Source organism: Pseudomonas sp. KH_050, assembly GCF_057838875.1.
In genome coordinates, this window is record NZ_CM174478.1 from 6,193,246 (window position 1) to 6,215,562 (window position 22,317).

The following is a 22,317-nucleotide window of genomic DNA, read 5'->3' on the forward strand; positions in this document are numbered from 1 at the left end:
TGAACAGGCGTAGTAGCTGCCGCAGGCTGCGATCTTTTCAGGATCACCGCTGATTTTGGGAAAGATCAAAAGATCGCAGCCTGCGGCAGCGCCTACGTCGTCAACCGAGTTCCTCCATCAAAATTTGATGAAGTGCTGACGGTAGTGCTGCAGCTCGGCGATCGACTCACGAATGTCGTCCAGTGCCAGGTGGGTACTGCCCTTCTGGAAACTGTCACGTACTTCCGGCGCCCAGCGTGCGGCCAGTTCTTTCAAGGTCGACACGTCGAGATTGCGGTAATGGAAGTAGCTCTCCAGCGCCTTCATGTGGGTATAGAGGAAGCGACGGTCCTGGCAAATGCTGTTGCCACAGATCGGCGATTTACCCTTGGGTACCCATTTTTCCAGGAAAGCAATGGTTTCGGCTTCCGCTTCAGCCATGCTGATAAGGCTGTCGCGCACTCGCTGGGTCAGGCCGGAACCGCCATGTTGTCGGGTGTTCCACTCATCCATGCCAGCGAGAATTTCGTCGCTGTGGTGGATGGCAATGACCGGACCTTCAGCCAGGGTATTGAGATTGCTGTCGGTGACAATGGTCGCCATCTCGATGATGACGTCGGTGTCGGGGTTCAGACCGGTCATCTCCAGATCGATCCAAATCAGATTCTGCGGGTTTTGCATGTGTCGGCTCCTCGGCGTAGTTGCGCAGTTTAGCCTAGAGAACCTGCCCGGCGTGCTAAACTCGCGGCCGTTTTACCTAACCGCTGCATTATCGACACGGAACACCAATGGCCAAACGCCAGCTCAATCGTCGCCAAAACTGGCGCATCGAAAAGATTCAAGGTGAACGCGCTGCCCGCGCCGCCAAACGCGAATCCTCTGCCGTGGAAGCACTCGAGGGTGGCGATCTTGGTCCCGAGCAAACCGGGCTGGTGATCGCTCACTTCGGTGTGCAGGTCGAGGTCGAAGCCCGCGACGGCGAACTGGCCGGTCAGGTTTTCCGCTGCCACTTACGCGCCAACCTGCCTGCGCTGGTAACCGGCGATCAGGTGGTCTGGCGTGCTGGCAACCAGGGTATCGGGGTGATCGTGGCGCAACTGCCGCGCAACACCGAACTCTGTCGCCCGGACAGTCGCGGCCAGCTCAAGCCGGTTGCGGCCAACGTCGACATGATCGTGATCGTCTTCGCTCCGCTGCCTGAACCCCACGCCAATCTGATCGACCGTTATCTGGTGGCCGCCGAGCATGCGGGCATACACCCGCTGCTCTTGCTGAACAAGGCCGACCTGATTGATGAGCAAAATGCTCCGGCGCTGAATGCCTTGCTGGCGGTCTACCGGCAGCTGGGTTATCCATTGCTGGAAGTGTCTGCACATCACGGCGACGGCATGGAGAAGTTGCAAGCGCTACTGGACGGCCATATCAGCGTGTTCGTCGGCCAGTCCGGCGTCGGCAAGTCCTCGCTGGTGAACACCCTGCTGCCGGAAGTCGAAGCCCGAGTCGGGCCGCTTTCCGAACTGTCCGGCCAGGGCACCCACACCACCACCACCGCCCGGCTGTTCCACTTCCCGCGCGGCGGCGAACTGATCGACTCCCCCGGGATTCGCGAATTCGGTCTCGGCCATGTCAGCCGCGCCGACGTCGAAGCCGGCTTCATCGAGTTCAACGATCTGATCGGCACCTGTCGCTTCCGCGACTGCAAGCATGACCGCGAACCCGGCTGCGCACTGCTCAAGGCCCTGGAAGAAGGTCGCGTGCAGCAGCAGCGGATGAACAGCTATCGCTCGATCATCGCCAGCTTGCCTGAAAACAGCTATTAAACAGACTGCGAGCAAGCCTGTACTTATGCAGGCTTGCTCGCTGTTCTGCATGTCCTACACAACACACCCTCCCGTTAAACAAAAGAACCTTCCGTAGGACTTGCATCCTTCATAAAGAAGGACACTTCTCTTTGTCTCCAGGCGCCTTGTCGCCTCGAATTATCCGAATACATTCAGCCCCTTGTGACGCGGTCAACCGGACCGTACAAGTGCTACTTCGCCCGTGCGAAACCTGGGGTAACTCATGCAGACATTTCATTTGTTCATCAGCCATTCGTGGAACCACCCGGATGCTCACGACAACCTGGTAAAGCTTCTCAACGCACACCCTGACTTCACCTTCAAAAACTTTTCTGTGCCGCCACACAATCCCATCATCGGCGCACAGACCGATAAACAGTTGGAAGAGGCCATAGAAAACAAGATTCGCCCCTGTTCGGCTGTGCTGATCATGGCCGGGATGTATTCCACCTACAGCAAGTGGATCAATAAGGAAATCGAGATCGCCGAGCGGATGGGCAAGGTCATCATCGCGGTCAAGCCCTTTGGCGCCGAGCGGATATCCACGGTGGTTCGCAACGCCGCCCACGCCGAGTGCGCCTGGAACACCAAAAGTATTGTCAGTGCCATTCAATTGCATGCGGCGGGTTAAACCATGCGCAAGGCACTCTTTATTGGGATTAACAACTACACACATATCTCGACACTGTCAGGCTGCAATAACGACGCCATGGCCATGGCTTCGGTATTGGAGCGCCACGCCACAGGCAAGCCCAACTTCAAAAATATAGTACTGACTTCTGCCGAGGAAAATCTCACTCGCCATACCCTGGAAGAAAACATCAAGGCGCTGTTCTCCGGCGACTGTAATGTTGCCCTGTTGTATTTCGCCGGACACGGTCATTTCGAGACCAGCATCGATGAGGGAATGCTGATTCCTCAAGACTATCGAACCAGTCACGATGGTATCCGGATCAGCGACATCCTCCAGTGGGCGAACAATGCCGACAAGATCAAAAACAAAATCATCATTCTCGACTGCTGCCAGGCTGGCGCGGCTGGAGAAACACGCAGCCTGAGTGGTGGAGCCAGCGTCATTGGCGAAGGCATGACTATCCTCACCGCCTGCAAGAAAGAACAACCTGCCCAGGAACAGTCCGGTCACGGCGTATTCACCAGCCTCCTGCTGCAAGCGCTGCACGGTGGTGCAGCCAATGTTCTGGGAGAAATCACTCCCGGCAGCCTGTATTCATTTGTCGACAACGCTCTTGGTGCCTGGGAGCAACGTCCTGTGTTCAAGACCAACGTTTCGCAGTTCATCGCCTTGCGAGAGGTGCCTCCTCTTATCCAGGAAGAGATTCTGCGCAAGCTGCCGGACTGGTTTCCGGAAGCCGAGTCTGTCTACCCCCTCGACCCCAGCCATGAACCCACCGAAACAGCAGTATTTAATGCCGAGAACGGCGAAACCTTCGCCCAGTTACAAAAGTGCAACCGCCATAGCCTGATCGAACCGGTAGACGCCGAACACATGTATTACGCCGCCATGAACTCCACCGGCTGCCGCCTGACGGCGCTCGGTGCCTATTACCGCGAACTCGCGATCAAGGGACATTTCTAATGCCAGTCTTCATTAGCTACCGCCATACCGACCGCCCCCAGGCAATGACGATCGACGCCCGGTTGAGGCTCGCCAACATCAGCACCTACCTGGATGTGCTGGATAGCGAGTCCCTGACCACCGACGATATAACGGGCGTCATTACTCGCAACATAACCGAGTGCACCCACCTGATCGCGGTCGTCTCGCAACAAACGGCATTGTCGTGGTGGGTACCTTTTGAAATCGGTGAAGCGACCATCAGCGATCGCCGAATCTGTACATTCAAGACTGGCGACAGCGAACTGCCGCTGTACCTCGACAAGTGGCCAAAAATGACCAGGAACGCGGATATCGAGATGTTTATCGAGGCCTACAAACTTGAAATGACCAGCCAACGCTCGATGTCGCTCGAATCAATGACGGGTAACGAGTCGCTGCGCAGCACGAACAGGAAAAACGCCGAACATTTCCACGCCGAGCTCAAAAACAAAATCCGCCGTGGCTTTTAGCCACTGAGATTACTCCGCGAAAACAACCAGGCCGCGATGATCGCGGCCTGGTTGTTTGTCAGGGTTTTGGGCTGTCCGGCACTTTTCCGGGCTCATCCATCTTCAACACACCATCCTCGAAAATGTTCAGCCGCTGCCGTACCTCATGGGCCGGCAGTGGCTCCTGGTCCGCCGGCAAGGCATTCGGGTCGATTGCGGCACCCGGCACCTCACCTGGCGCGCTCTGGCCAGGCGCCGGGGGTTGCGGGGTGTTTTGCTCGCCTTCGATGGCCCGCTGGGCTTTTTTGGTCAAGACCACAATGTCGATCCGGCGGTTGACCGGGTTGAACGGGTCAGCGCGGTCGAACAACGCCGAAGAGGCGTAACCGATCACCCGCGCCACCTGCGTATCCGGATAACCACCGGCAACCAGCGCACGGCGGGCGGCATTCGCGCGGCTGGCCGAAAGCTCCCAGTTACCGAAGCCGCCGGTGCCCGAGTAGGGTTTGGCATCGGTATGACCGCTGACGCTGATCTTGTTCGGCACCGCTTTAATGGTGTCCGCCATCGCCAGCAGGATGTCTTCGAAATAAGGCTTGAGGCGCGCACTGCCAGAATCGAACATCGGCCGGTTCTCGGCATCCATGATCTGGATCCGCAAACCATCCTGAGTGATCTCGAACAGGATCTGGTCCTTGAATTTCTGCAGCTGCGGGTTCTCATTGACCTTGTTCTGCAACTCTTGCAGCAACAGCTCCAGGCGTTCTTTCTCAACCTGTTCGGCCATGCCCTCGACTTGCTCGGCGTCGACGGTGATCTTGTCAGGTTGCGGCTGGGACTTGAGCTCGGGATTGATGGTGGTCTCCGGCGCCAGTTCTGGCGAACCGCCCAAGTCGATAATGTAGGGCGTGCCGCTCTCGGTAAAACCGATCGGATCCTTGAAGTAACCGGCAATGGCGATCTTCTGTTCCGGGGTTGCCGTGGACAACAGCCACAGCACCAGGAAGAACGCCATCATCGCCGTCGCGAAGTCGGCGAAGGCGATTTTCCAGGAGCCCCCGTGATGTCCGCCAGCAAAGCGCTTGACGCGCTTGATGATAATCGGCTGATTATTTTCCATGACTCAGCGACCGCGAACCGCTTGTTCCAGCTCAGCGAAGCTAGGACGGTGCGACGGATACAGAACCTTGCGGCCGAACTCCACCGCCAGCGACGGCGGCATGCCGGAGGCCGATGCCACCAACGAGGCCTTGATGGCCTCATAGACGTTCAGTTCTACTTTGGCATCGTGAGCCAGGGCGTGGGCCAGCGGGCCAAAGAAGCCGTAGGCCGCGAGAATACCGAAGAATGTACCGACCAGCGCCGCACCTACGTGCAGGCCGATGGACTTCTGGTCACCGTCACCGAGAGAGGCCATCGTCACCACGATACCCAATACCGCAGCGACGATACCGAAGCCCGGCATGGCGTCGGCGATACCATTGACCGCATGGGAAGGATGCTCAAGGTCTTCCTTCATGCTGAACAGTTCCATGTCGAACAGACCTTCCAGCTCATGAGGAGCCATGTTGCCGGAGGACATGATGCGCAGGTAGTCGCAGATGTAGGCGGTCATGCGCTCATCTTTGAGCACGGCCGGGTACTTGGCAAAAATCGGGCTGGCGGCGGCGTCTTCGATATCGCCTTCAATCGCCATCATGCCTTCGCGACGGCTCTTGTTGAGGATCTCGTAGATCAGGCCAAGCACCTCCAGATAGAAGGTGTGGGTGAAGCGCGAACTGAACATCCCCAGGGATTTCTTGATCACATGCTTTGTCATGTGGCCGGGGTTGGCCTGGAGAAATGCACCGAAGGCCGCTCCGCCGATGATCAAGACCTCGAAAGGCTGAATCAAGGCGGCAATTTTGCCGTGGGAGAGCACGTATCCGCCGAGCACACTCGCGAACACGACGATGATGCCGATAATTTTAGCCATAGGTAGAAAGTACTTACTGAGTCGGGTTCAAGGTCATATTCGGAAGTTAAAAAACTCTTCTTCTACTTATCGGCAAAACTGCGCCAGACTATAGGCCGTTAAGGCGAAAAGCCAGCTTGCCCCTTTTGGGCGTGTTAATTGTGAATGATGATCGCGCCCAACTATGGCTAATGAAACGACAGTCCCAACTGCCAGACCCGACACCCTCGAAGGCTGGATAAAGCTCCTCGACGACGTGGTTTTGCCGGTGCCGCAAGTCAGTCATGACCGCGTGTGCAAAGCCATCGCCAATAGCCGCAGCTCGATGCGCGATATCGCCGAGTTGATGCAAGACAGCCCCGCGCTGGCCCTCAGCGTGATTCGCGAAGCCAACCTGCACACTCACGGCAGCATGGCCGAGCCGGCCGAGAACCTTGAGATCGCCATCAATCGCCTCGGTCTGAAGCGCACTGAAGAATTACTCGCGCGCCTGCCGGCGTTGGCCGAGGGCGCAATCCCGGTCGCATTGCGCCAGTTACAATTGATTAGCCAGCACGCGACGCAGCAGGCCAACGGTCTGTTCGCCGGCCGTCTGGCGCGACTCTGGCAGGACATCCACTGGGGCAGCTTGCTGTTCCTTTCGCCGCTCTGGCCGCTGGCGCTGACCCATCCACAACTGCTCGAACAGTGGGAGCTGCGGGTGGTTCACAAGAGCGAATCGGCAAGCAAGGTTGAACAGGAACTGTTCGGCGTTCGCCTGCTGGACCTCTGCCAGACGCTGGCCGAACGCTGGCATTTGCCGATCTGGATACTGCAGGGTTACCGCCTGCTGCTCCGCGAGCAACACCTACTGGTCAAGGTCCTGCGCATTGCCCGTGATAGCGATCACCCGTTGCGCCAGCAGCAGCGGCTGGATGACGATCCGGTCTTGCGCCGCTGGCTGAGCCAGCAGCAGCGGCTGGATGACGATCCGGTCTTGCGCCGCTGGCTGAGCCAGCCGGCCAATAGCGTACTGCTGGCCAACAGTCTGGCGCTGTCGGCGCAACATGTCTGGGACAGCCCGCACAGCCTGCGCTGGCAGCTTCTGACCAGCCTGTACCTGCAGATGCCGATGGATGAATTGCAACAGCAATTGCACCAGCAAGCGGTCCAAAGTGCCCGCCAGCATACGATGCCCGACCTCTGGCACCCGGCCCAGGCATTACTCTGGCCGTGGCCCACCAGCCGCAAAAATAGCGCCCTGCTGCCTGCGGCACCGCCTTCGGCGGAAGATCTGGTGGTCTGGCGCAAACACTGCGCCGAGTTGCTGGCAGAGCCGAGCCGCTTCACCAATGCGCTGCACCTGACCACCTCTGCCCGCGACGCGCTGGTGGCCTGCGGGATGCGGCGGGTGATGCTGTTGATGGCCGACCGCAGCCAAAGCAGTCTGCGCGTCCATCAGATCGCCGGCCTCTCCAGCGATGCGGCCATGCTGAATCTGCAGGTCAGCCAGAGCAGCGTGCTGCAACGCCTGCTGGCACAGCCGGCACAAATTCGCCTGACACCCGCCAACAACGCCCGACTTTCGGCGCTGCTGCCCGAAAGCCTGCGCAGCCGGTTCGGCGGTGAGCATCTATTGGTACGCTCACTGAGTAATAACGGCCGGGTGGTGATGCTGGTGCTGGCCGATCAGGGCGGTGGTCCGTTCTCGGAAATCACCGTGCAGGCCTTTGGTAAAACTGCGCAGTGCATCGAAAAAGCCCTGCACAGCTTTACCAACCGCGGTAACTGACGCTGCGCTACAATCCTTCCCTTTGTGCTCTGGAGACCTCACATGTCTGACTTCTCTGGCTTGGCGCTGGTGATCGAACCCAGCGACCTGCTCGCTCGTCTCGACGCCCGCGAACTGATCCTGGTCGACCTGACCAGCAGCGCCCGCTACGCCGCGGGACACATCCCCGGCGCACATTTCGTCGACCCCAAACGCACTCAGCAAGGCCTGCCACCTGCGCCGGGCCTGCTGCCGACACATGCCGCTCTTGAAGCGTTGTTCGGCGAACTGGGGCATAACCCCGATGCGGTCTACGTGGTCTATGACGACGAAGGCGGCGGTTGGGCCGGGCGCTTTATCTGGCTGCTGGATGTCATCGGCCACAGCAACTACCACTATGTCGACGGCGGCCTGTCGGCCTGGCTGGCAGAAGGCTTGCCAATGTCGATCCAGGTCCCGGCAGTGGTCGGCGGCCCGGTCGCCTTGACTCTGCACGACGAACCCACCGCGACCCGCGAGTACCTGCAAAGCCGTTTGGGCGCCGCCGACCTGGCGATCTGGGATGCGCGCGGGCCGCTGGAGTATTCCGGCGAGAAAGTGCTCGCGGCCAAAGCCGGGCATATCCCCGGCGCGGTCAATTTCGAGTGGACGGCGGGCATGGATACGGCGCGCAACCTGCGCATCCGCTCCGACATGCCGCAGATCCTCGAGAAACTCGGCATCACTAAAGACAAAGAAGTCATCACCCACTGCCAGACTCACCACCGCTCTGGCTTCACCTATCTGGTGGCCAAGGCGCTCGGTTATCCGCGAGTCAAAGGTTACGCCGGCTCCTGGGGCGAATGGGGCAACCACCCCGACACGCCTGTAGAGATTTAAGGTTTTTTAAGGACAGTTAATGAAAAAGCGTTTGTTTATCCTCAGCCAGTACCTGCTGCCCCATCACCTGTTGTCGCGCCTGGCCGGCTGCATTGCCGAATGCCGCGTGCGCTGGTTCAAGAATGCCTTCACCGCCTGGTTCGCCAAGCGTTATCAGGTGGACATGTCGCAAGCCCTGGTCGAAGACCTGACCGCTTATGAGCACTTCAACGCTTTCTTCACCCGAGCCTTGAAAGACGGTGCACGGCCGCTGGACCCGACTCCGGGCGCGATCCTCAGCCCGGCCGACGGCGCGGTGAGCCAGCTCGGCCCGATCGAACACGGTCGCGTGTTCCAGGCCAAGGGCCACAGTTTCAGCGTACTGGAACTGCTCGGCGGTGATGCCGCGGCCGCAGCACCGTTCATGGGCGGCGACTTCGCCACCATCTACCTGTCGCCGAAAGACTACCACCGCGTACACATGCCGCTGGCCGGCACCCTGCGCGAGATGGTCTACATCCCGGGGCGGATTTTCTCGGTCAATCAGACCACCGCCGAAAACGTCCCTGAACTGTTCGCCCGCAACGAGCGCGTAGCCTGCATTTTCGACACCGAACGCGGGCCGATGGCCGTGGTGCTGGTGGGCGCGATGATTGTCGCCTCGATCGAAACGGTCTGGGCCGGGCTGGTCACTCCGCCCAAACGCGAGCTGAAAACCGTGCGCTACGACGAAGCCGCGCGTGCGCCGATCCATCTGGAGAAAGGTGCCGAACTGGGGCGTTTCAAACTCGGCTCTACCGCGGTCGTGCTGTTCGGGCCGGATCAGGTGAAATGGGCTGAAGATCTGGTGGCCGGTTCGCCGGTGCAGATGGGCCAGGGAATGGCCTTGCCTTCGGCATAAGCGGCCGACAGGCATTGTTGTTAGAGTCGGGACGTCAGAAGTCGGCCCGACTTCTGCAACCGGCTCGAGTATCAATCGCTGGAACAACCCCGGATTGACAACGCCGCGAGTAGCGGCGCGTAGTGCTGAAGAGGAATTTGCTTCGTTGTGGAAGTCGCTTTAGCTATGTGGCGAGGGGGCTTGCCCCCTCGCCACAGAAGGTCACTCAAGCCGCTCAAAGCTGCCCGTCGCGATCCCTGAATCCCAGCAAATACAGCACTCCATCCAGTCCCAGGGTCGAGATTGCCTGCTTGGCCGATTGCTTGACCAGTGGCTTGGCGCGGAACGCGACACCGAGACCGGCGATCGCCAGCATCGGCAGGTCGTTGGCACCGTCGCCCACCGCGATAGTCTGCTCCAGGCGCAGGCCTTCCTTGTGGGCCAGTTCGCGCAGCAGATCGGCTTTGCGCTGTGCGTCGACGATCGGCTCGACCGCCACCCCGGTGACCTTGCCATCCACTACTTCCAACTCATTGGCAAACACGTAGTCGATGCCCAGCTTGGCCTGCAGTTGTTTGGCGAAGTAGGTGAACCCGCCAGACAGAATCGCGGTTTTGTAGCCCAGGCGCTTGAGCTCGGCGAACAGCGTCTCGGCGCCTTCGGTCAGCCGCAGCGAAGCGCCGATCGAGTCCAATACGCTGACGTCCAACCCTTTCAGCAAGGCCAGGCGTTCCTTGAAGCTGGCGCGAAAATCCAGCTCGCCGGCCATTGCACGCTCAGTGATAGCAGACACAAGATCGCCAACACCGGCGGCCTTGGCCAATTCGTCGATCACTTCTGCTTCGATCAGGGTCGAGTCCATGTCGAACACCGCCAGGCGCCGGTTGCGGCGGAACAGCGAATCCTCCTGGAAGGCGATATCGACGTTCAACTCCTGGGCCACGCTGAGGAATTCGGCACGCAATGCTTGCGGGTCGGCCGCTTCGCCGCGAACGGAAAACTCGATGCAACCCTTGCCTTGGTCCGCCGGGGTGTCCAGCGGCATGCGGCCAGACAGCCGATCGATGTGATCGATGTTCAAACCGTACTTGGCAGTAATCGAACTGACTCGCTGCAATTGCTCAGCCGTCACTTTGCGGGTCAGCAAGGTGACAATGTGGCGTTTTTTGCCCTGGCCGCCGACCCACAGCTGATAATCCTCCTCCGATACCGGAGTGAAGCGCACTTGCTGATCCAGCTTGTAAGCAGTGAACAGAATATCCTTGAGCACCGACGAGGCTTGCTCGGTACTCGGGATTTCAACCAGGATGCCAAACGACAGGGTGTCGTGGATTACCGCCTGACCGATGTCGAGAATGTTCACACCACCCTGGGCCAAAACGCCGGTAATGGCTGCAGTCAGACCCGGACGGTCGACACCAGTGATGTTTATCAGGACGATTTCACGCAAGGCGCACCCCCGCAGGTGGAAAAAAACCGCATTCTACCTACTTTCAGTGACCATCGGGCACAGCGAGCGCTTTGCCGGTCCAGGGCCTGTCGCTATACTGCGCCTCAACTTCACGGACAAAAGAGCCGAGCTCAGTGAACCGGCCTACGCCAGTTAAAACCGATAACTTCTTTCTGCTGATCTTCCGGGCACTGCGCCATCGCCGTGTACCGATCGCATTACGCATTGCCAGCCATAACGTGATCCTGGTCGCCCTGGCCCTGGTGATCTATGCCTGCGTGATGGGTCTGCAGTTCAAACAGGCCATGCACGAGCAGGCAGATGCCCTCGGCCAGAGCCTGACCATCCAGACCGCCACGTCAGCGACCGAACTGCTGGTGTCCAACGACATCCTCAGCCTCAACGTGCTGCTCAACAACCTGACCAAGAACCCGTTGGTGGCCCACGCTGCGATCTACAGCGTCGACAACCGGATTCTGGCCGAAGCCGGCCAGCGCCCGAAACACGGCCTGCTGGGTGAAGCCGAAGGCCTGTACCAGAGCAAGATCACCTTCCAGGATGTGACCGCCGGACACCTGCGGATCAGCCTCGATATGGAGCAGTTCCAGCAGCCGATGACCATCAGCCTGCAAAGCATGGGCATCCTCAGCGCGATTCTGCTGGCACTCTCCCTGGCCTTGAGTTTACGCCTGGGTCGGCATATCTCCACGCCACTGATGCAATTGCGCGTCTGGTTGCGCGATATTGACGAACATACCCCGGCCACTCTGCGTCAGGATGAGATCGGTGATCTGGCCCGTCAGCTGCACGCCAGCTACGCCCCTGAAAAGGTTGATCCCGAACCTGAGCCTGAAACCGAATTCGATGACGAAGAGGACGTGGAACCGGCTTTCGAGGTGCGCAACCTGCGCGATCCGGGCTTCGACGAAACCGCTCCGATCGCCGGGCTAAAACCGGTGCCACGGCATATCGTCAGTGGCGAAGAAGACGAGCAGGACGAAGAAGATCCGTTCGCCGACCTGCGCGACGATGCGGTAGCCACAGCGCCTAAACGACTGACCAAACCGCTTGCCTCGTCGCAACCACAGCACAGTGCGGTCCTGGCTGTACAACTTGGCGCTCAGGACCAACTGCGGCGCCTGCCCCGGGCACGCCTGACGGAGTTGCTGGAACGCTATCGCGACTGCCTGGATCAGGCCGCTTCGCTCTACCAGAGCGAACTGCACACCCTGAATGACGGCAGCACGCTGATGCTGTTCCACAGCGAAGACAGCGGCGACGATTACCTGACCAACGCCATATGCTGCGGTGAACTGCTCAGGGCCCTGGGCCATGCCCTGCAAATCGAAGTCGCGGACAGTGGCATCACCTTGCAGCTGCAGCTGGGACTAACCCTGGGCAACGAACTCTTCGGCCTGAGCCAGATCGATCTGCTGCTGACTGAAACCGCCCAGGACGCCCTCGCCCTGTCCCAACACAGCCGCAACCTGCTGCTGGTGGAACGAAAGATCAGCGATGATGCACTGATCCGCCAGCGCGCACGTATTCGACCGATCGCCAGCCCTGAAGGCGCCTGCTGCGTAGAACGCCTGATGGAGCCTTATCCATCGATGCTCGAACGACAACTGGCGCGAATGCACGAGAACCGGGCGTAGGAGCTGCCGCAGGCTGCGATCTTTTGCGGCCCGGTTATGCTCTGCGCCCTGCTCAAAAGGCCGAAAGAACAAAGCCCGCAGACGAGTGATCGCTGCGGGCTTTTTGTTGATTCGGCAAAAGTCTGGGGGGCGCCCGAAAAGATCGTAGCCTCGCTTCGCTCGGCAGCTCCTACGGGATCTGTCATCCAGTCACCGCGTTGCCTCTGCCTCACCGCGGTGGCAGGTTTTGCATCTGCTGCGGTCGAGCGCGACCCCGGGCCGAACGCAGGCTTCGCCAACAGCTACATTTCCGACCTGCAGAAACAACAAAGCCCGCATCAGCGCGGGCTTTTGTTTTGCAGCAAACACCTTAGAACCGGAATACTTCCATATCCGTACGAATCGGCGAGGCCATCGGGATCTTCGGCTGTTTGTCTTTTTCGGCGGGTTTTGCCGCCACAGGTGCCGATTTACGCGGTGTTTCAGCTACCGGCGGCTGGTTGGCCAGCGGTTTGAGCGCCACCGACAGTTGCTCCGCCAGGCGCTGCAGCAGTACACCCTGGGCCTGGACCTGAGAAGCAGTGCTGCCGGCATGCTGTTCCTGCAAATGAATGATGCGGTTGTCGCGGACCTGGCCGCGGCGATCGATCAAGCGCCATTGAGCATCGAGAATCGCCGGTTGCGAGGCACCCGAATCCAGTCGGGTGATCGACAGCAAGACCTGCACATCGGGCGCAAAGCCGAGAGTTGCCGGTGCCAGGACCACTCGCTGACTGTCCAGATGACCTGCCACCTGACGCAACAACAATTGATTGATATCGGAAGACAGGCTACCTGCCCAACGACCGTCTGTCGCCGCTTGCAGGCTGCCGTCAGGCTGGCGCTGCAACAAAGTTTCCCGTTGCAGGTAATCAGCTACCGACACCGGCCCGATCAATACAGCCATACCAGCGCTTTGCGCCGGTTGAGTCGGACTTCCGCTGTCCAACTGATACAGCGACACCGGCTGGTGTGTGCTGCAGCCCGCCAGGCCAAGTACGCCAGCGAGCAACAAAATAAAAGGAAGGCGTAGCGCAATCATCATCCCGTCCAAGTGGCTGCCACAAGGCGAAACCACAGTGTAAATACTAAAAAATTCTAAATAACGCTCAGCCACGCCGGCGCTTGAAAGGCTATATCATCCGCGAATATGCGCCGCGACTCCAGCCCGAATGCGTCGATCTACGGGTTAAATCGCAGATCGAGCGCTCTAGACTGCTTGATTCGGAGTTTCAACCAATAGTGCATCTACCCGCTGGAAGCCACGTGGCAGCTTGTTGCCACGGCGTCCACGCTCACCTTTGTAGTGTTCGAGGTCATCGGCTTTCAATGACAGAGTACGCTTACCAGCCTGTAACACCAGCGTTGCACCCTCCGGCAGCACCGCGATATCGGTAACGTATTCCTCACGACTGGCCACTCGCTCACCGGAGATACCGATGATCTTGTTGCCCTTGCCTTTGCCCAGTTGTGGCAGATCGCTGATCTTGAAGATCAACAGGCGACCTTCGGTCGTTACCGATGCCAGCCAGTTTTGTTCCCGATCGCTTACCGGACGTGGCAGGATCACTTTGGCATTGTTCGGCAAGCTCAGCAGCGCCTTGCCTGCCTTGTTTTTGGCTTGCAGATCTTCACCCTTGACCACAAAACCGTAGCCGGCGTCGGACGCGATGACGTACAGCGCATCGTCTTCAGGCAGCAGCACGCACTCGAAAGTGGCCCCTGGCGGTGGCGTCAAGCGACCGGTCAGCGGCTCGCCCTGGCCCCGTGCCGATGGCAAGGTGTGCGCCGCCACCGAATAACTGCGCCCGGTAGAGTCAATAAACACTGCAAATTGGTTGGAGCGCCCGACGGCAGAGGTCTTGAAGCCGTCTCCGGCTTTATAGGACAGCCCGGTAGCGTCGATATCGTGACCTTTGGCACAACGGACCCAGCCTTTTTCCGACAGGACAATGGTCACAGGCTCGGTCGGCATCAGCTCGTTTTCCGACAATGCCTTGGCTTCGGCGCGGGAAACGATTGGCGAACGACGGTCGTCGCCATAGGTTTCGGCGTCTTTGATCAGCTCGGTGCGTACCAGCTTCTTCAACTTTGTTTCGCTGCCGAGCAATGACAGCAACTTGGCCTGCTCCTTGAGCAGCTCATCCTGCTCGGAACGCAGTTTCATTTCTTCCAGGCGCGCCAACTGCCGCAAGCGGGTATCGAGAATGTAGTCGGCCTGGATTTCACTCAGGGCAAAACGCTCGATCAGCTTGGCCTTCGGATGCTCCTCGGTACGGATGATATGAATCACTTCATCCAGGTTGAGGTAAGCAATCAGCAAACCGTCCAACAGGTGCAGGCGACGCTCGACCTTGTCCAGGCGGAACTGCAAGCGACGACGTACCGTATTGACACGAAACTCCAGCCACTCCACCAACAGCGTGCGCAGGTTTTTCAGCTGCGGCTTGCCGTCCAGGCCGATGATATTGACGTTGACCCGATAGCTCGATTCCAGCTCGGTGGTCGCGAAAAGATGCTGCATCAGCTCATCGAGATCAATCCGGTTGGAGCGTGGAATGATCACGATGCGGCACGGATGTTCGTGGTCCGACTCATCACGCAGGTCGGCAACCATTGGCAGCTTCTTGGCCTGCATCTGTGCGGCGATCTGCTCCAGCACCTTGGCGCCGGAGACCTGATGCGGCAGCGCCGTGACGACGATGTCGCCATCTTCGATGCGATACACCGCACGCATGCGGACCGAACCACGGCCGGTTTCGTAGATTTTCAGCAGGTCGGCACGCGGCGTGATGATTTCCGCTTCGGTCGGATAATCCGGGCCCTGAATGTGTTCGCAGAGCTGCTCGACCGTGGCTTTTGGCTCATCCAGCAAACGCACGCAGGCCGTGGCGACTTCCCGCAGGTTGTGCGGCGGTACGTCGGTGGCCATGCCCACGGCAATGCCGGTGGTGCCGTTAAGCAGAATATTCGGCAAACGCGCGGGCAACACCAGCGGCTCGTCGAGAGTGCCGTCGAAATTCGGGCCCCAGTCCGCGGTACCCTGGCCCAATTCACTGAGCAGAACTTCGGAGTAACGCGACAACCGCGCCTCGGTATAACGCATGGCGGCAAAGGACTTGGGATCATCCGGCGCACCCCAGTTGCCCTGGCCATCCACCAGCGTGTAGCGATAGCTGAACGGCTGGGCCATCAGGACCATGGCTTCGTAGCAGGCCGAGTCGCCATGGGGGTGGAACTTACCGAGCACGTCACCGACGGTCCGCGCGGATTTCTTGTGCTTGGAGTCAGCGTCCAGCCCCAGCTCGCTCATGGCGTAGATGATGCGCCGCTGTACTGGCTTCAGGCCGTCGCCGATATGCGGCAAGGCACGGTCCATGATTACGTACATGGAGTAGTTGAGGTAGGCATTTTCGGTGAAGTCAGCCAGCGATCGGCGTTCAACGCCATCTAAGCTGTCTGCAAGGATGTCACTCATGCGGGCCTCATTTATTCGTTGTCTGGCGCAGCAGCAAGGTGCCACCACGCTGGGTAAATTCAAGTTTTTTCAAGGCACTCATGCCCAGCAGCACTTGTTCGCCGCCGAGCCCTGGCGCCACCAGCGCGCGGACATCGCGCAAGACGATATCGCCCAACTGCAGGCGGTCGAGACGCGTTCGATAGCCCTCGCTACGACCATTGGCGGTGCTCAGGATTACCGGAGCACCTTTCTCCAGGCCAAGTCGCTCGGCCAGCCTGGAAGGAATCGACACATCGGTCGCCCCGGTATCGAGCATGAAATCCACCGGCTGGCCATTGATCTGGCCGCTGGCGACGAAATGCCCCTGACCGTTGCCGACCAGCTTCACTTCGACATACCCCTCGTGCTGTTGCGAGCTGACGACAGCGTTGGGGTTTTCCTGACGCTGCTCCCACTGCCCGAAAAACCGAGTCGCCAAAAACAGCCCGGCCCCCCAGGCCAGCACCAGCAGCACCCGGCCGGCGCGCTTGCCCGGTGGTTGCTGACTCATGACTTGGCACTCCAGCCACCCTGCGGCGCAGCGAAGCGCCAGACAATCGGCCGCTTTTCGCCATCGGCACGGATATGATTGCCATTATCGACACCGATCCATGCGCCGCCATCATCGATGGCCAGTGCCTCCGTTGTACCGTATCGAGTGTTGTAACGCCGGTTGTCGGTCAGGGCCACGTCGGCAAATGACCAGCAGCGCTCGACCTCTCCGGTTTCCGGGGTGCGGCGGCAAACACGGTAAGCCATGCGCTCGAGGGTGAACAGCTTGTCCTGGTAGAACACCAGATCGCTGAAATCCTTCTGCTGGCCGCGAGTCGTCGGGACCTGGGCCGGCGGCCGTTCAAGTCCGCCTTCGCTCATCAGTACACAATTGCTGTCGCAACCCCACCCCGCCTGCCGTTTGTGCACGGCAAGCAGACCGCGATGCCTGCGTTCGGCCGCCAGCCAGAGCAGGTTGCCGGCAGGGTCGACGGCAAGCCCTTCGAACACCGCGTTGAAGTGCAGCAACATGCCATTGGCCCGCGCCTGACTGACCAGCAACGGCGAGATGTTCAACCACTCCGGTTTGCCCGTCGTCGGAACTTTCAGGACTGCCGCATGGGCTTCGCTGACCACATACCGATAGCCTGCCGAGTCGCAGGTAATGCCTTCGAAATCCAGATCGCCGCCACGCAAAGGGCCGATCGCCCAGGTAAGCATATCCAGCCTCCACGGCAGGCCGCTGTCCGGCACGGGGGGTACCTCGATACGCACGGTTTCGGCCTGCCAGACCGTCTCGCGGGTATCGAGCCGATAGATCTGATCGTCATCGCGGTCGGACACCGTCCACAGCTCGTTACCGCACAGCGCCAGCCCCGAAAGGTTGGCGCCACGCATGCCTTGCACCGGATGCTCGGCAAGCAACGCCAACTCGGGCAACGGCGCCGCAGCAGCCGAAGCCGCCCACAACAAAAATGCCAGGGCGAAACCGCTCCGCATCAGGCCAGAACCTCGGCCAGGTTGCCTTTGGATTCCAGCCAGGATTTGCGATCGCCGGCGCGTTTTTTCGCCAGCAACATGTCCATCATTTCCGAGGTCGCCTCGAAATCATCCAGGGTCAGCTGCACCAGACGCCGGGTGTTCGGGTCCATGGTGGTTTCGCGCAGTTGGGGCGGGTTCATTTCACCCAGGCCTTTGAATCGGGTGACCTGTGGCTTGCCGCGTTTCTTCTCGGCCACCAGGCGATCGAGAATGCCATCGCGCTCGGCTTCGTCCAGGGCGTAGAAAATCTCCTTGCCCAGGTCGATCCGGTACAACGGCGGCATCGCGACGTAGACGTGTCCGGCGTCCACCAACGGGCGGAAATGCTGGACGAACAACGCACAAAGCAGGGTCGCAATGTGCAGACCGTCGGAGTCGGCGTCGGCGAGGATGCAGATTTTGCCATAGCGCAGCTGGCTGATGTCCGCCGCGCCCGGATCGACGCCGATGGCCACGGCGATGTTGTGTACTTCCTGGCTGGCGAGCACTTCGCTGCCATCGACTTCCCAGGTATTGAGGATCTTTCCGCGCAACGGCAGGATCGCCTGGAACTCTTTGTCTCGCGCCTGCTTGGCCGAGCCGCCGGCGGAATCACCTTCCACCAGAAACAGTTCGGAGCGCATCGGGTCCTGTCCGGCGCAGTCAGCGAGCTTGCCCGGCAGCGCCGGACCTTGAGTGATGCGCTTGCGCTCGACCTTTTTGCTGGCCTTGAGGCGACGACCGGCGTTGTTGATCGCCAGCTCGGCCAGCTGCATGCCCAGCTCAGGGTGTGTATTGAGCCACAGGCTGAAGGCATCCTTGACCACCCCGGAAACGAACGCTGCCGCCTCACGGGAGGACAGCCGCTCTTTGGTCTGGCCGGAGAACTGCGGCTCCTGCATTTTCATCGAGAGAACGAACGCGATCCGCTCCCAAACGTCTTCCGGCGCCAGTTTCACGCCCCGCGGCAGCAGGCTGCGGAACTCGCAGAACTCGCGCATGGCATCCAGCAAACCCTGACGCAGGCCATTGACGTGGGTACCGCCCTGGGCAGTCGGGATCAGGTTGACGTAACTTTCCTGGACGCTGTCGCCACCTTCGGGCAGCCACAGCAAGGCCCAGTCCACCGCTTCTTTATTGCCCGCAAGGCTGCCGCAGAACGGCTCGTCCGGCAGGCGTTCGAACTCGGCGACCGCATCCACCAGGTAGGAGCGCAGGCCGTCTTCGTAATGCCACTCGACTTTTTCGCCGGTGGCCTTGTCTTCGAAACTGACCAGCAGTCCCGGGCACAGTACAGCTTTGGCCTTGAGCACGTGCTTGAGGCGGCTGACGGAGAATTTCGGCGAATCGAAGTACTTGGGATCCGGCACAAAATAGACGCTGGTGCCGGTGTTGCGCTTGCCCACAGTGCCAACCACTTCCAGATCGGTGGCCTTGTAGCCATCGGCGAAGGTCATCTGGTACTCGTTGCCGTCACGCTTGACGCGCACCCGCACCTGGGTCGACAGGGCGTTGACCACGGAAATACCGACCCCGTGCAGACCGCCGGAGAACTGGTAGTTCTTGTTGGAAAATTTGCCACCGGCGTGAAGCTTGGTGAGGATCAGCTCGACACCCGACACACCCTCTTCCGGGTGAATGTCCACCGGCATGCCACGGCCGTCATCGCTGACTTCCAGGGAGTGGTCGGCATGGAGGATGACCTGCACCGATTTCGCGTGCCCGGCCAAGGCTTCGTCGACGCTGTTGTCGATGACTTCCTGGGCAAGGTGGTTCGGCCGACTGGTGTCGGTGTACATGCCCGGGCGTTTGCGCACCGGGTCGAGGCCCGAGAGGACTTCGATGGCGTCTGCGTTATAAGAGCTAGCGCTGGGAGTGGCCATGGGGTCTCGTCGTTAGTCGTTCAATGAAAATAGAGGCCAGGAAATTCACAGTGTAGTGAAGTCGATCGCCTGGTATTGATCCGCGCCGATGCCGGCAAAACTCAACAGGGCCGGCAGTTGCCCGGCGAATCCCTGGAAACCATGGTCGCCGCCGGCCTGGATGCGCAAGGCGCAGGCTCGGTAATACTGTTGGGCAAGACGATAGTCCAGGGTCTCGTCACCTGTCTGCAACCATACCTGAAACCGCTGCGGATCCTGGGGGGCCGGTACTTCCAGCTCGGTCAGGGCCGTCACATGGTCGTGGGTCAACTCCCAGACTTCATCGGTATACAGGTTCTTCTGGCTGCCCAGGTGCCCGTCGAACATCCGATGGGGACTGACGGCGGGGTTGATCAACAAGGCTTTGAGACCATGGCGCTCGGCAAGGTGAGTGGCATAGTAGCCGCCGAGGGAGCTGCCGACCAGCAGTGGCCGATCAAGCTCGGCGATCGCCTGTTCCAGCTGGCCAATCGCCTCTCGCGGGTGGTGATGCAAGGCCGGAACCTGCAGTTGCTCGCTCAAGCCCAGGCGATCCATCACGCTGATCAATTGACAGGCCTTCTTCGACGCGGGCGCGCTGTTGAAACCGTGGATATACAGGATCGAACCGGACATGCGAGTTCCCTCTGTGCATTAGCCAAAGATGAGGCAGTTTACAGGGACTGTCGTCGAGTTTGGCGGCTGAATACCTCGAAAAACCACAACATCCGTAGGAGCTGCCGCAGGCTGCGATCTTTTCCGCGGTCAATGGGGTGCGGGTGGCCGGACGAACGTAAAGATCAAAAGGTCGCAGCCTTCGGCAGCTTCTACAGGGGGCACCTCAGTAGCCCTTGGCACCGTAATCGACCTGGAAATCGAACCCTGTCACCCGTTCAACCCCGGTTTCCAGCCGTCCATCCGGCAACAGCCGCAACCAACGATAGCCGGGGGCCAGGTCATCGACCTTGAAATCCTCGCTGCCAGGTTCGAACTGGATGCAAGTCGACGGCGAAGCCAGAAGACGCACGCCATTGCGCAATTGGTCGATTTCCTGATGGACATGCCCCCACAGCACTGCGCGAACCTGAGGAAAGCGGTCGAGCACGGCGAACAACGCCTCAGGATTGCGCAGGCCGATCGGCTCCATCCAGGCGCAACCGATGGAGACCGGATGATGGTGAAAAACCACCAGATGATGACGCTCCGGGGCTTCGCTCAAGGAGCGGGCGAGCAACTGCAGCTGCTCGTCCTGCAAGTACCCCGGTACCGAGCCAGGCACTGCGGAATCCAGCAGGGTGACCCGCCAGCTGCCGAGGTCCACCACCGACTCAAGTAGCTGGCTCTGGGTGGCTGCCTCGGCCATGACCTGCGGCTCATCGTGATTACCCGGTATCCAGCGCGCTGGCGCGTCGATCTGCCGGGTCATGTCGCGAAACCGCTGATAGGACTCAAGCGAGCCGTCCTGGGACAGGTCGCCGCTGGCGATCATCAGATCTACCTGCGGCTGCTGCGCCCGGACCAGTTCGATCACCTTTTGCAGGCTGTCGCAGGTATTCATGCCCAGCAGCGTTTCCTCTGCCTTGGCGAACAGATGGCTGTCAGAGAGTTGCACCAGCAACGCTGAATCGGCAGAGGTCAGAGTGGATACGCTCGGCAAGGCGTTCTCCCAGGGCATGATCATGGAAATGATGAATGGCACAATTATGCTGGGGGAAACTTAAAAGGGGAAACCTGAGAAATGGACGCAGTTCACATCTAGCGCACCACCTCGACTTCGTGCCCGCAGGCCAGGCAGTGGCTCAGCCATTCGCCGAGGAACACATTGAGCTGGGCCTTTTCGTCCGGCTGGTGCATGAAAGCATTCGGATATGGGTAGATCCCGCGAAAGCGCCGGGCATGCTCGGCACTGATGACTTCCGCCATGCGTGCGTCGTGATAGACCTGGACTTCCAGTTGCGGCACCGGCAGCCAGGGCAGGCTGTGTTCCTGGCGCACTCGCAGGGTGGTGGTGTAGGGACAGGCCAGCAGCACCTCCAGTGCCAGTACACCGAGCATCTGGTCACCCTGGGTGACGGCAATTCGCCGCGCGAGCGGTTGCTCGCGCATGTCTGGCAACAGGCGCATCAAACGAGCGTAGTTCGCCTCGCAGGAAGCTTGCAGCCCCACCAGATCGACCCGATAGCGATCGCGCTGCTTGTTTACGACCATAACCCCCTCACTTCAACGCGATTCAAAGCCAGCCATTGCAGGGCAATGATGCTTGCCGCGTTGGAAATCCGTCCGTCGCGTACGGCCTGCAGGGCATCTTCGAACGCCCAGACCGTCACCCGGATATCTTCTGCCTCTTCCTCCAGCCCATGTAAGCCGCCGGCCCCGGTACTGTCACAACGCCCCAGAAACAGGTGTACGTATTCGGTGCTGCCACCCGGTGATGGAAAATACTGAGTCATCGGCCAGAGTGCGGAGAACACAAGTCCAGCTTCCTCCTGCGCTTCGCGGTGAGCAACTTCTTCCGGTTGCTCATCCTTGTCGATCAGACCGGCTACCAGTTCCACCAGCCACGGATTGGCGACCTTGCCCAAGGCCCCCACCCGAAACTGCTCGATCAACACCACTTCGTCACGCTGCGGATCGTAGGGCAGGACACAGACCGCATCATGGCGAACAAAGAGTTCACGACTGATCTCACGACCCATTCCGCCGGCAAACAGCTCATGGCGCAGATGCACGCGATCAAGCTGGTAGAAGCCTTGAAAGCATTTCTCGCGCCGAACGATATCGACGGCTGTCGGAATGGTATTGGCAACGTCAGTCATATCAATCCTCGTGCTTGCGGTCCGATCCGAGGCTCCCCCTCGGCTTCGCGCCATCCTAACGCGCTCTCGCCTGTTGATGCAGCCCCTTTACAGTCAGCAGGATAGACGGCGGGGGGCGAAACCAACTCTAATTAGCT

At 59.8% G+C, this 22,317-nt stretch carries 21 protein-coding genes; 8 read left to right on the forward strand and 13 right to left on the reverse strand.

Annotated elements, in window-relative coordinates; genetic code table 11:
- Positions 1-117: 117 nt before the first annotated feature.
- Entirely contained in the window at positions 118-660 is a 543-nt protein-coding gene (orn, locus tag AC3IUA_RS28525) for an oligoribonuclease (RefSeq protein ID WP_489358102.1), read from the reverse strand.
- Positions 661-767: 107 nt separating this feature from the next.
- On the opposite strand from orn, the gene rsgA reads away from it, so the two are divergent.
- The 4 genes from rsgA to AC3IUA_RS28545 all read left to right on the forward strand — a co-directional run bounded on the left by rsgA (position 768) and on the right by AC3IUA_RS28545 (position 3,908).
- Positions 768-1,799, forward strand: coding sequence for a small ribosomal subunit biogenesis GTPase RsgA (gene rsgA / locus AC3IUA_RS28530; protein WP_489358103.1), 1,032 nt, complete (start codon positions 768-770; stop codon positions 1,797-1,799).
- A gap of 244 nt (positions 1,800-2,043) precedes the next feature.
- Positions 2,044-2,451, forward strand: coding sequence for a TIR domain-containing protein (locus tag AC3IUA_RS28535; protein ID WP_489358104.1), 408 nt, complete (start codon positions 2,044-2,046; stop codon positions 2,449-2,451).
- A 3-nt stretch (positions 2,452-2,454) separates the two neighbouring features.
- A complete protein-coding gene (locus AC3IUA_RS28540; protein ID WP_489358105.1) occupies positions 2,455-3,417 on the forward strand; it encodes a caspase family protein in 963 nt (320 codons plus the stop codon).
- On the forward strand, positions 3,417-3,908 hold the full coding sequence (locus tag AC3IUA_RS28545) for a toll/interleukin-1 receptor domain-containing protein (protein ID WP_489358106.1): 492 nt from the start codon (positions 3,417-3,419) through the stop codon (positions 3,906-3,908). The genes AC3IUA_RS28540 and AC3IUA_RS28545 overlap by 1 nt, the downstream gene beginning before the upstream one ends.
- Before the next feature lie 58 nt (positions 3,909-3,966).
- Here AC3IUA_RS28545 and motB read toward each other — a convergent pair whose 3' ends face one another.
- Positions 3,967-5,007, reverse strand: a complete 1,041-nt coding sequence (gene motB / locus AC3IUA_RS28550) for a flagellar motor protein MotB (protein ID WP_489358108.1) — start codon at positions 5,005-5,007, stop codon at positions 3,967-3,969.
- 3 nt (positions 5,008-5,010) lie between these two features.
- A complete protein-coding gene (gene motA, locus AC3IUA_RS28555; RefSeq protein ID WP_489358109.1) occupies positions 5,011-5,862 on the reverse strand; it encodes a flagellar motor stator protein MotA in 852 nt (283 codons plus the stop codon).
- Positions 5,863-6,025: 163 nt separating this feature from the next.
- On the opposite strand from motA, the gene AC3IUA_RS28560 reads away from it, so the two are divergent.
- From AC3IUA_RS28560 to asd, 3 genes are read left to right on the forward strand one after another with little or no spacing between them, the layout of a single operon-like run.
- Positions 6,026-7,612: an HDOD domain-containing protein gene (locus AC3IUA_RS28560; protein WP_489358110.1), complete on the forward strand. Its 1,587-nt coding sequence runs from the start codon at positions 6,026-6,028 to the stop codon at positions 7,610-7,612.
- 42 nt (positions 7,613-7,654) lie between these two features.
- Entirely contained in the window at positions 7,655-8,470 is an 816-nt protein-coding gene (gene rhdA, locus AC3IUA_RS28565; protein ID WP_489358111.1) for a thiosulfate sulfurtransferase, read from the forward strand.
- 19 nt (positions 8,471-8,489) lie between these two features.
- Positions 8,490-9,350: an archaetidylserine decarboxylase gene (gene asd / locus AC3IUA_RS28570; RefSeq protein ID WP_489358112.1), complete on the forward strand. Its 861-nt coding sequence runs from the start codon at positions 8,490-8,492 to the stop codon at positions 9,348-9,350.
- A 214-nt stretch (positions 9,351-9,564) separates the two neighbouring features.
- Here the strand turns inward: asd and serB are convergent, their stop codons facing one another.
- Positions 9,565-10,779: a phosphoserine phosphatase SerB gene (serB, locus tag AC3IUA_RS28575; protein WP_489358113.1), complete on the reverse strand. Its 1,215-nt coding sequence runs from the start codon at positions 10,777-10,779 to the stop codon at positions 9,565-9,567.
- Between the two features lie 134 nt (positions 10,780-10,913).
- On the opposite strand from serB, the gene AC3IUA_RS28580 reads away from it, so the two are divergent.
- A complete protein-coding gene (locus AC3IUA_RS28580; protein WP_489358114.1) occupies positions 10,914-12,434 on the forward strand; it encodes an AhpA/YtjB family protein in 1,521 nt (506 codons plus the stop codon).
- A 349-nt stretch (positions 12,435-12,783) separates the two neighbouring features.
- Here AC3IUA_RS28580 and AC3IUA_RS28585 read toward each other — a convergent pair whose 3' ends face one another.
- The 9 genes from AC3IUA_RS28585 to AC3IUA_RS28625 all read right to left on the reverse strand — a co-directional run bounded on the left by AC3IUA_RS28585 (position 12,784) and on the right by AC3IUA_RS28625 (position 22,180).
- A complete protein-coding gene (locus AC3IUA_RS28585; RefSeq protein WP_489358115.1) occupies positions 12,784-13,494 on the reverse strand; it encodes a PqiC family protein in 711 nt (236 codons plus the stop codon).
- Between the two features lie 168 nt (positions 13,495-13,662).
- Complete coding sequence (gene parC, locus AC3IUA_RS28590) at positions 13,663-15,930, reverse strand: DNA topoisomerase IV subunit A (protein ID WP_489358116.1); 2,268 nt, start codon at positions 15,928-15,930, stop codon at positions 13,663-13,665.
- Between the two features lie 7 nt (positions 15,931-15,937).
- Positions 15,938-16,462: a retropepsin-like aspartic protease family protein gene (locus AC3IUA_RS28595; protein ID WP_489358117.1), complete on the reverse strand. Its 525-nt coding sequence runs from the start codon at positions 16,460-16,462 to the stop codon at positions 15,938-15,940.
- Complete coding sequence (locus AC3IUA_RS28600) at positions 16,459-17,442, reverse strand: esterase-like activity of phytase family protein (protein ID WP_489358118.1); 984 nt, start codon at positions 17,440-17,442, stop codon at positions 16,459-16,461. The genes AC3IUA_RS28595 and AC3IUA_RS28600 overlap by 4 nt, the downstream gene beginning before the upstream one ends.
- A complete protein-coding gene (gene parE / locus AC3IUA_RS28605) occupies positions 17,442-19,346 on the reverse strand; it encodes a DNA topoisomerase IV subunit B (protein WP_489358119.1) in 1,905 nt (634 codons plus the stop codon). Before parE ends, AC3IUA_RS28600 begins: the two co-directional genes overlap by 1 nt.
- Before the next feature lie 45 nt (positions 19,347-19,391).
- On the reverse strand, positions 19,392-20,000 hold the full coding sequence (locus AC3IUA_RS28610) for a YqiA/YcfP family alpha/beta fold hydrolase (protein WP_489358120.1): 609 nt from the start codon (positions 19,998-20,000) through the stop codon (positions 19,392-19,394).
- Positions 20,001-20,205: 205 nt separating this feature from the next.
- Positions 20,206-21,021 (reverse strand): 3',5'-cyclic-AMP phosphodiesterase, encoded by an 816-nt coding sequence (gene cpdA, locus AC3IUA_RS28615; RefSeq protein WP_489358121.1) that lies wholly within the window; start codon positions 21,019-21,021, stop codon positions 20,206-20,208.
- A gap of 98 nt (positions 21,022-21,119) precedes the next feature.
- Positions 21,120-21,572, reverse strand: coding sequence for a DUF1249 domain-containing protein (locus AC3IUA_RS28620; protein ID WP_150640466.1), 453 nt, complete (start codon positions 21,570-21,572; stop codon positions 21,120-21,122).
- On the reverse strand, positions 21,563-22,180 hold the full coding sequence (locus AC3IUA_RS28625; RefSeq protein WP_489358122.1) for an NUDIX domain-containing protein: 618 nt from the start codon (positions 22,178-22,180) through the stop codon (positions 21,563-21,565). The genes AC3IUA_RS28620 and AC3IUA_RS28625 overlap by 10 nt, the downstream gene beginning before the upstream one ends.
- Positions 22,181-22,317: the final 137 nt, after the last annotated feature.

Excerpts from the sequence above, each read along its gene's own strand:
- orn (WP_489358102.1), bottom strand. The coding sequence starts at position 660 with ATGCAAAACCCGCAGAATCTGATTTGGATCGATCTGGAGATGACCGGT.
- rhdA (WP_489358111.1), top strand. The coding sequence starts at position 7,655 with ATGTCTGACTTCTCTGGCTTGGCGCTGGTGATCGAACCCAGCGACCTG.
- AC3IUA_RS28595 (WP_489358117.1), bottom strand. The coding sequence starts at position 16,462 with ATGAGTCAGCAACCACCGGGCAAGCGCGCCGGCCGGGTGCTGCTGGTG.
- parC (WP_489358116.1), bottom strand. The coding sequence starts at position 15,930 with ATGAGTGACATCCTTGCAGACAGCTTAGATGGCGTTGAACGCCGATCG.
- motB (WP_489358108.1), bottom strand. The coding sequence starts at position 5,007 with ATGGAAAATAATCAGCCGATTATCATCAAGCGCGTCAAGCGCTTTGCT.
- AC3IUA_RS28585 (WP_489358115.1), bottom strand. The coding sequence starts at position 13,494 with ATGATTGCGCTACGCCTTCCTTTTATTTTGTTGCTCGCTGGCGTACTT.
- AC3IUA_RS28560 (WP_489358110.1), top strand. The coding sequence starts at position 6,026 with ATGGCTAATGAAACGACAGTCCCAACTGCCAGACCCGACACCCTCGAA.
- asd (WP_489358112.1), top strand. The coding sequence starts at position 8,490 with ATGAAAAAGCGTTTGTTTATCCTCAGCCAGTACCTGCTGCCCCATCAC.
- AC3IUA_RS28610 (WP_489358120.1), bottom strand. The coding sequence starts at position 20,000 with ATGTCCGGTTCGATCCTGTATATCCACGGTTTCAACAGCGCGCCCGCG.
- AC3IUA_RS28620 (WP_150640466.1), bottom strand. The coding sequence starts at position 21,572 with ATGGTCGTAAACAAGCAGCGCGATCGCTATCGGGTCGATCTGGTGGGG.
- AC3IUA_RS28535 (WP_489358104.1), top strand. The coding sequence starts at position 2,044 with ATGCAGACATTTCATTTGTTCATCAGCCATTCGTGGAACCACCCGGAT.
- motA (WP_489358109.1), bottom strand. The coding sequence starts at position 5,862 with ATGGCTAAAATTATCGGCATCATCGTCGTGTTCGCGAGTGTGCTCGGC.
- parE (WP_489358119.1), bottom strand. The coding sequence starts at position 19,346 with ATGGCCACTCCCAGCGCTAGCTCTTATAACGCAGACGCCATCGAAGTC.
- AC3IUA_RS28540 (WP_489358105.1), top strand. The coding sequence starts at position 2,455 with ATGCGCAAGGCACTCTTTATTGGGATTAACAACTACACACATATCTCG.
- AC3IUA_RS28600 (WP_489358118.1), bottom strand. The coding sequence starts at position 17,442 with ATGCGGAGCGGTTTCGCCCTGGCATTTTTGTTGTGGGCGGCTTCGGCT.
- rsgA (WP_489358103.1), top strand. The coding sequence starts at position 768 with ATGGCCAAACGCCAGCTCAATCGTCGCCAAAACTGGCGCATCGAAAAG.
- AC3IUA_RS28625 (WP_489358122.1), bottom strand. The coding sequence starts at position 22,180 with ATGACTGACGTTGCCAATACCATTCCGACAGCCGTCGATATCGTTCGG.
- AC3IUA_RS28545 (WP_489358106.1), top strand. The coding sequence starts at position 3,417 with ATGCCAGTCTTCATTAGCTACCGCCATACCGACCGCCCCCAGGCAATG.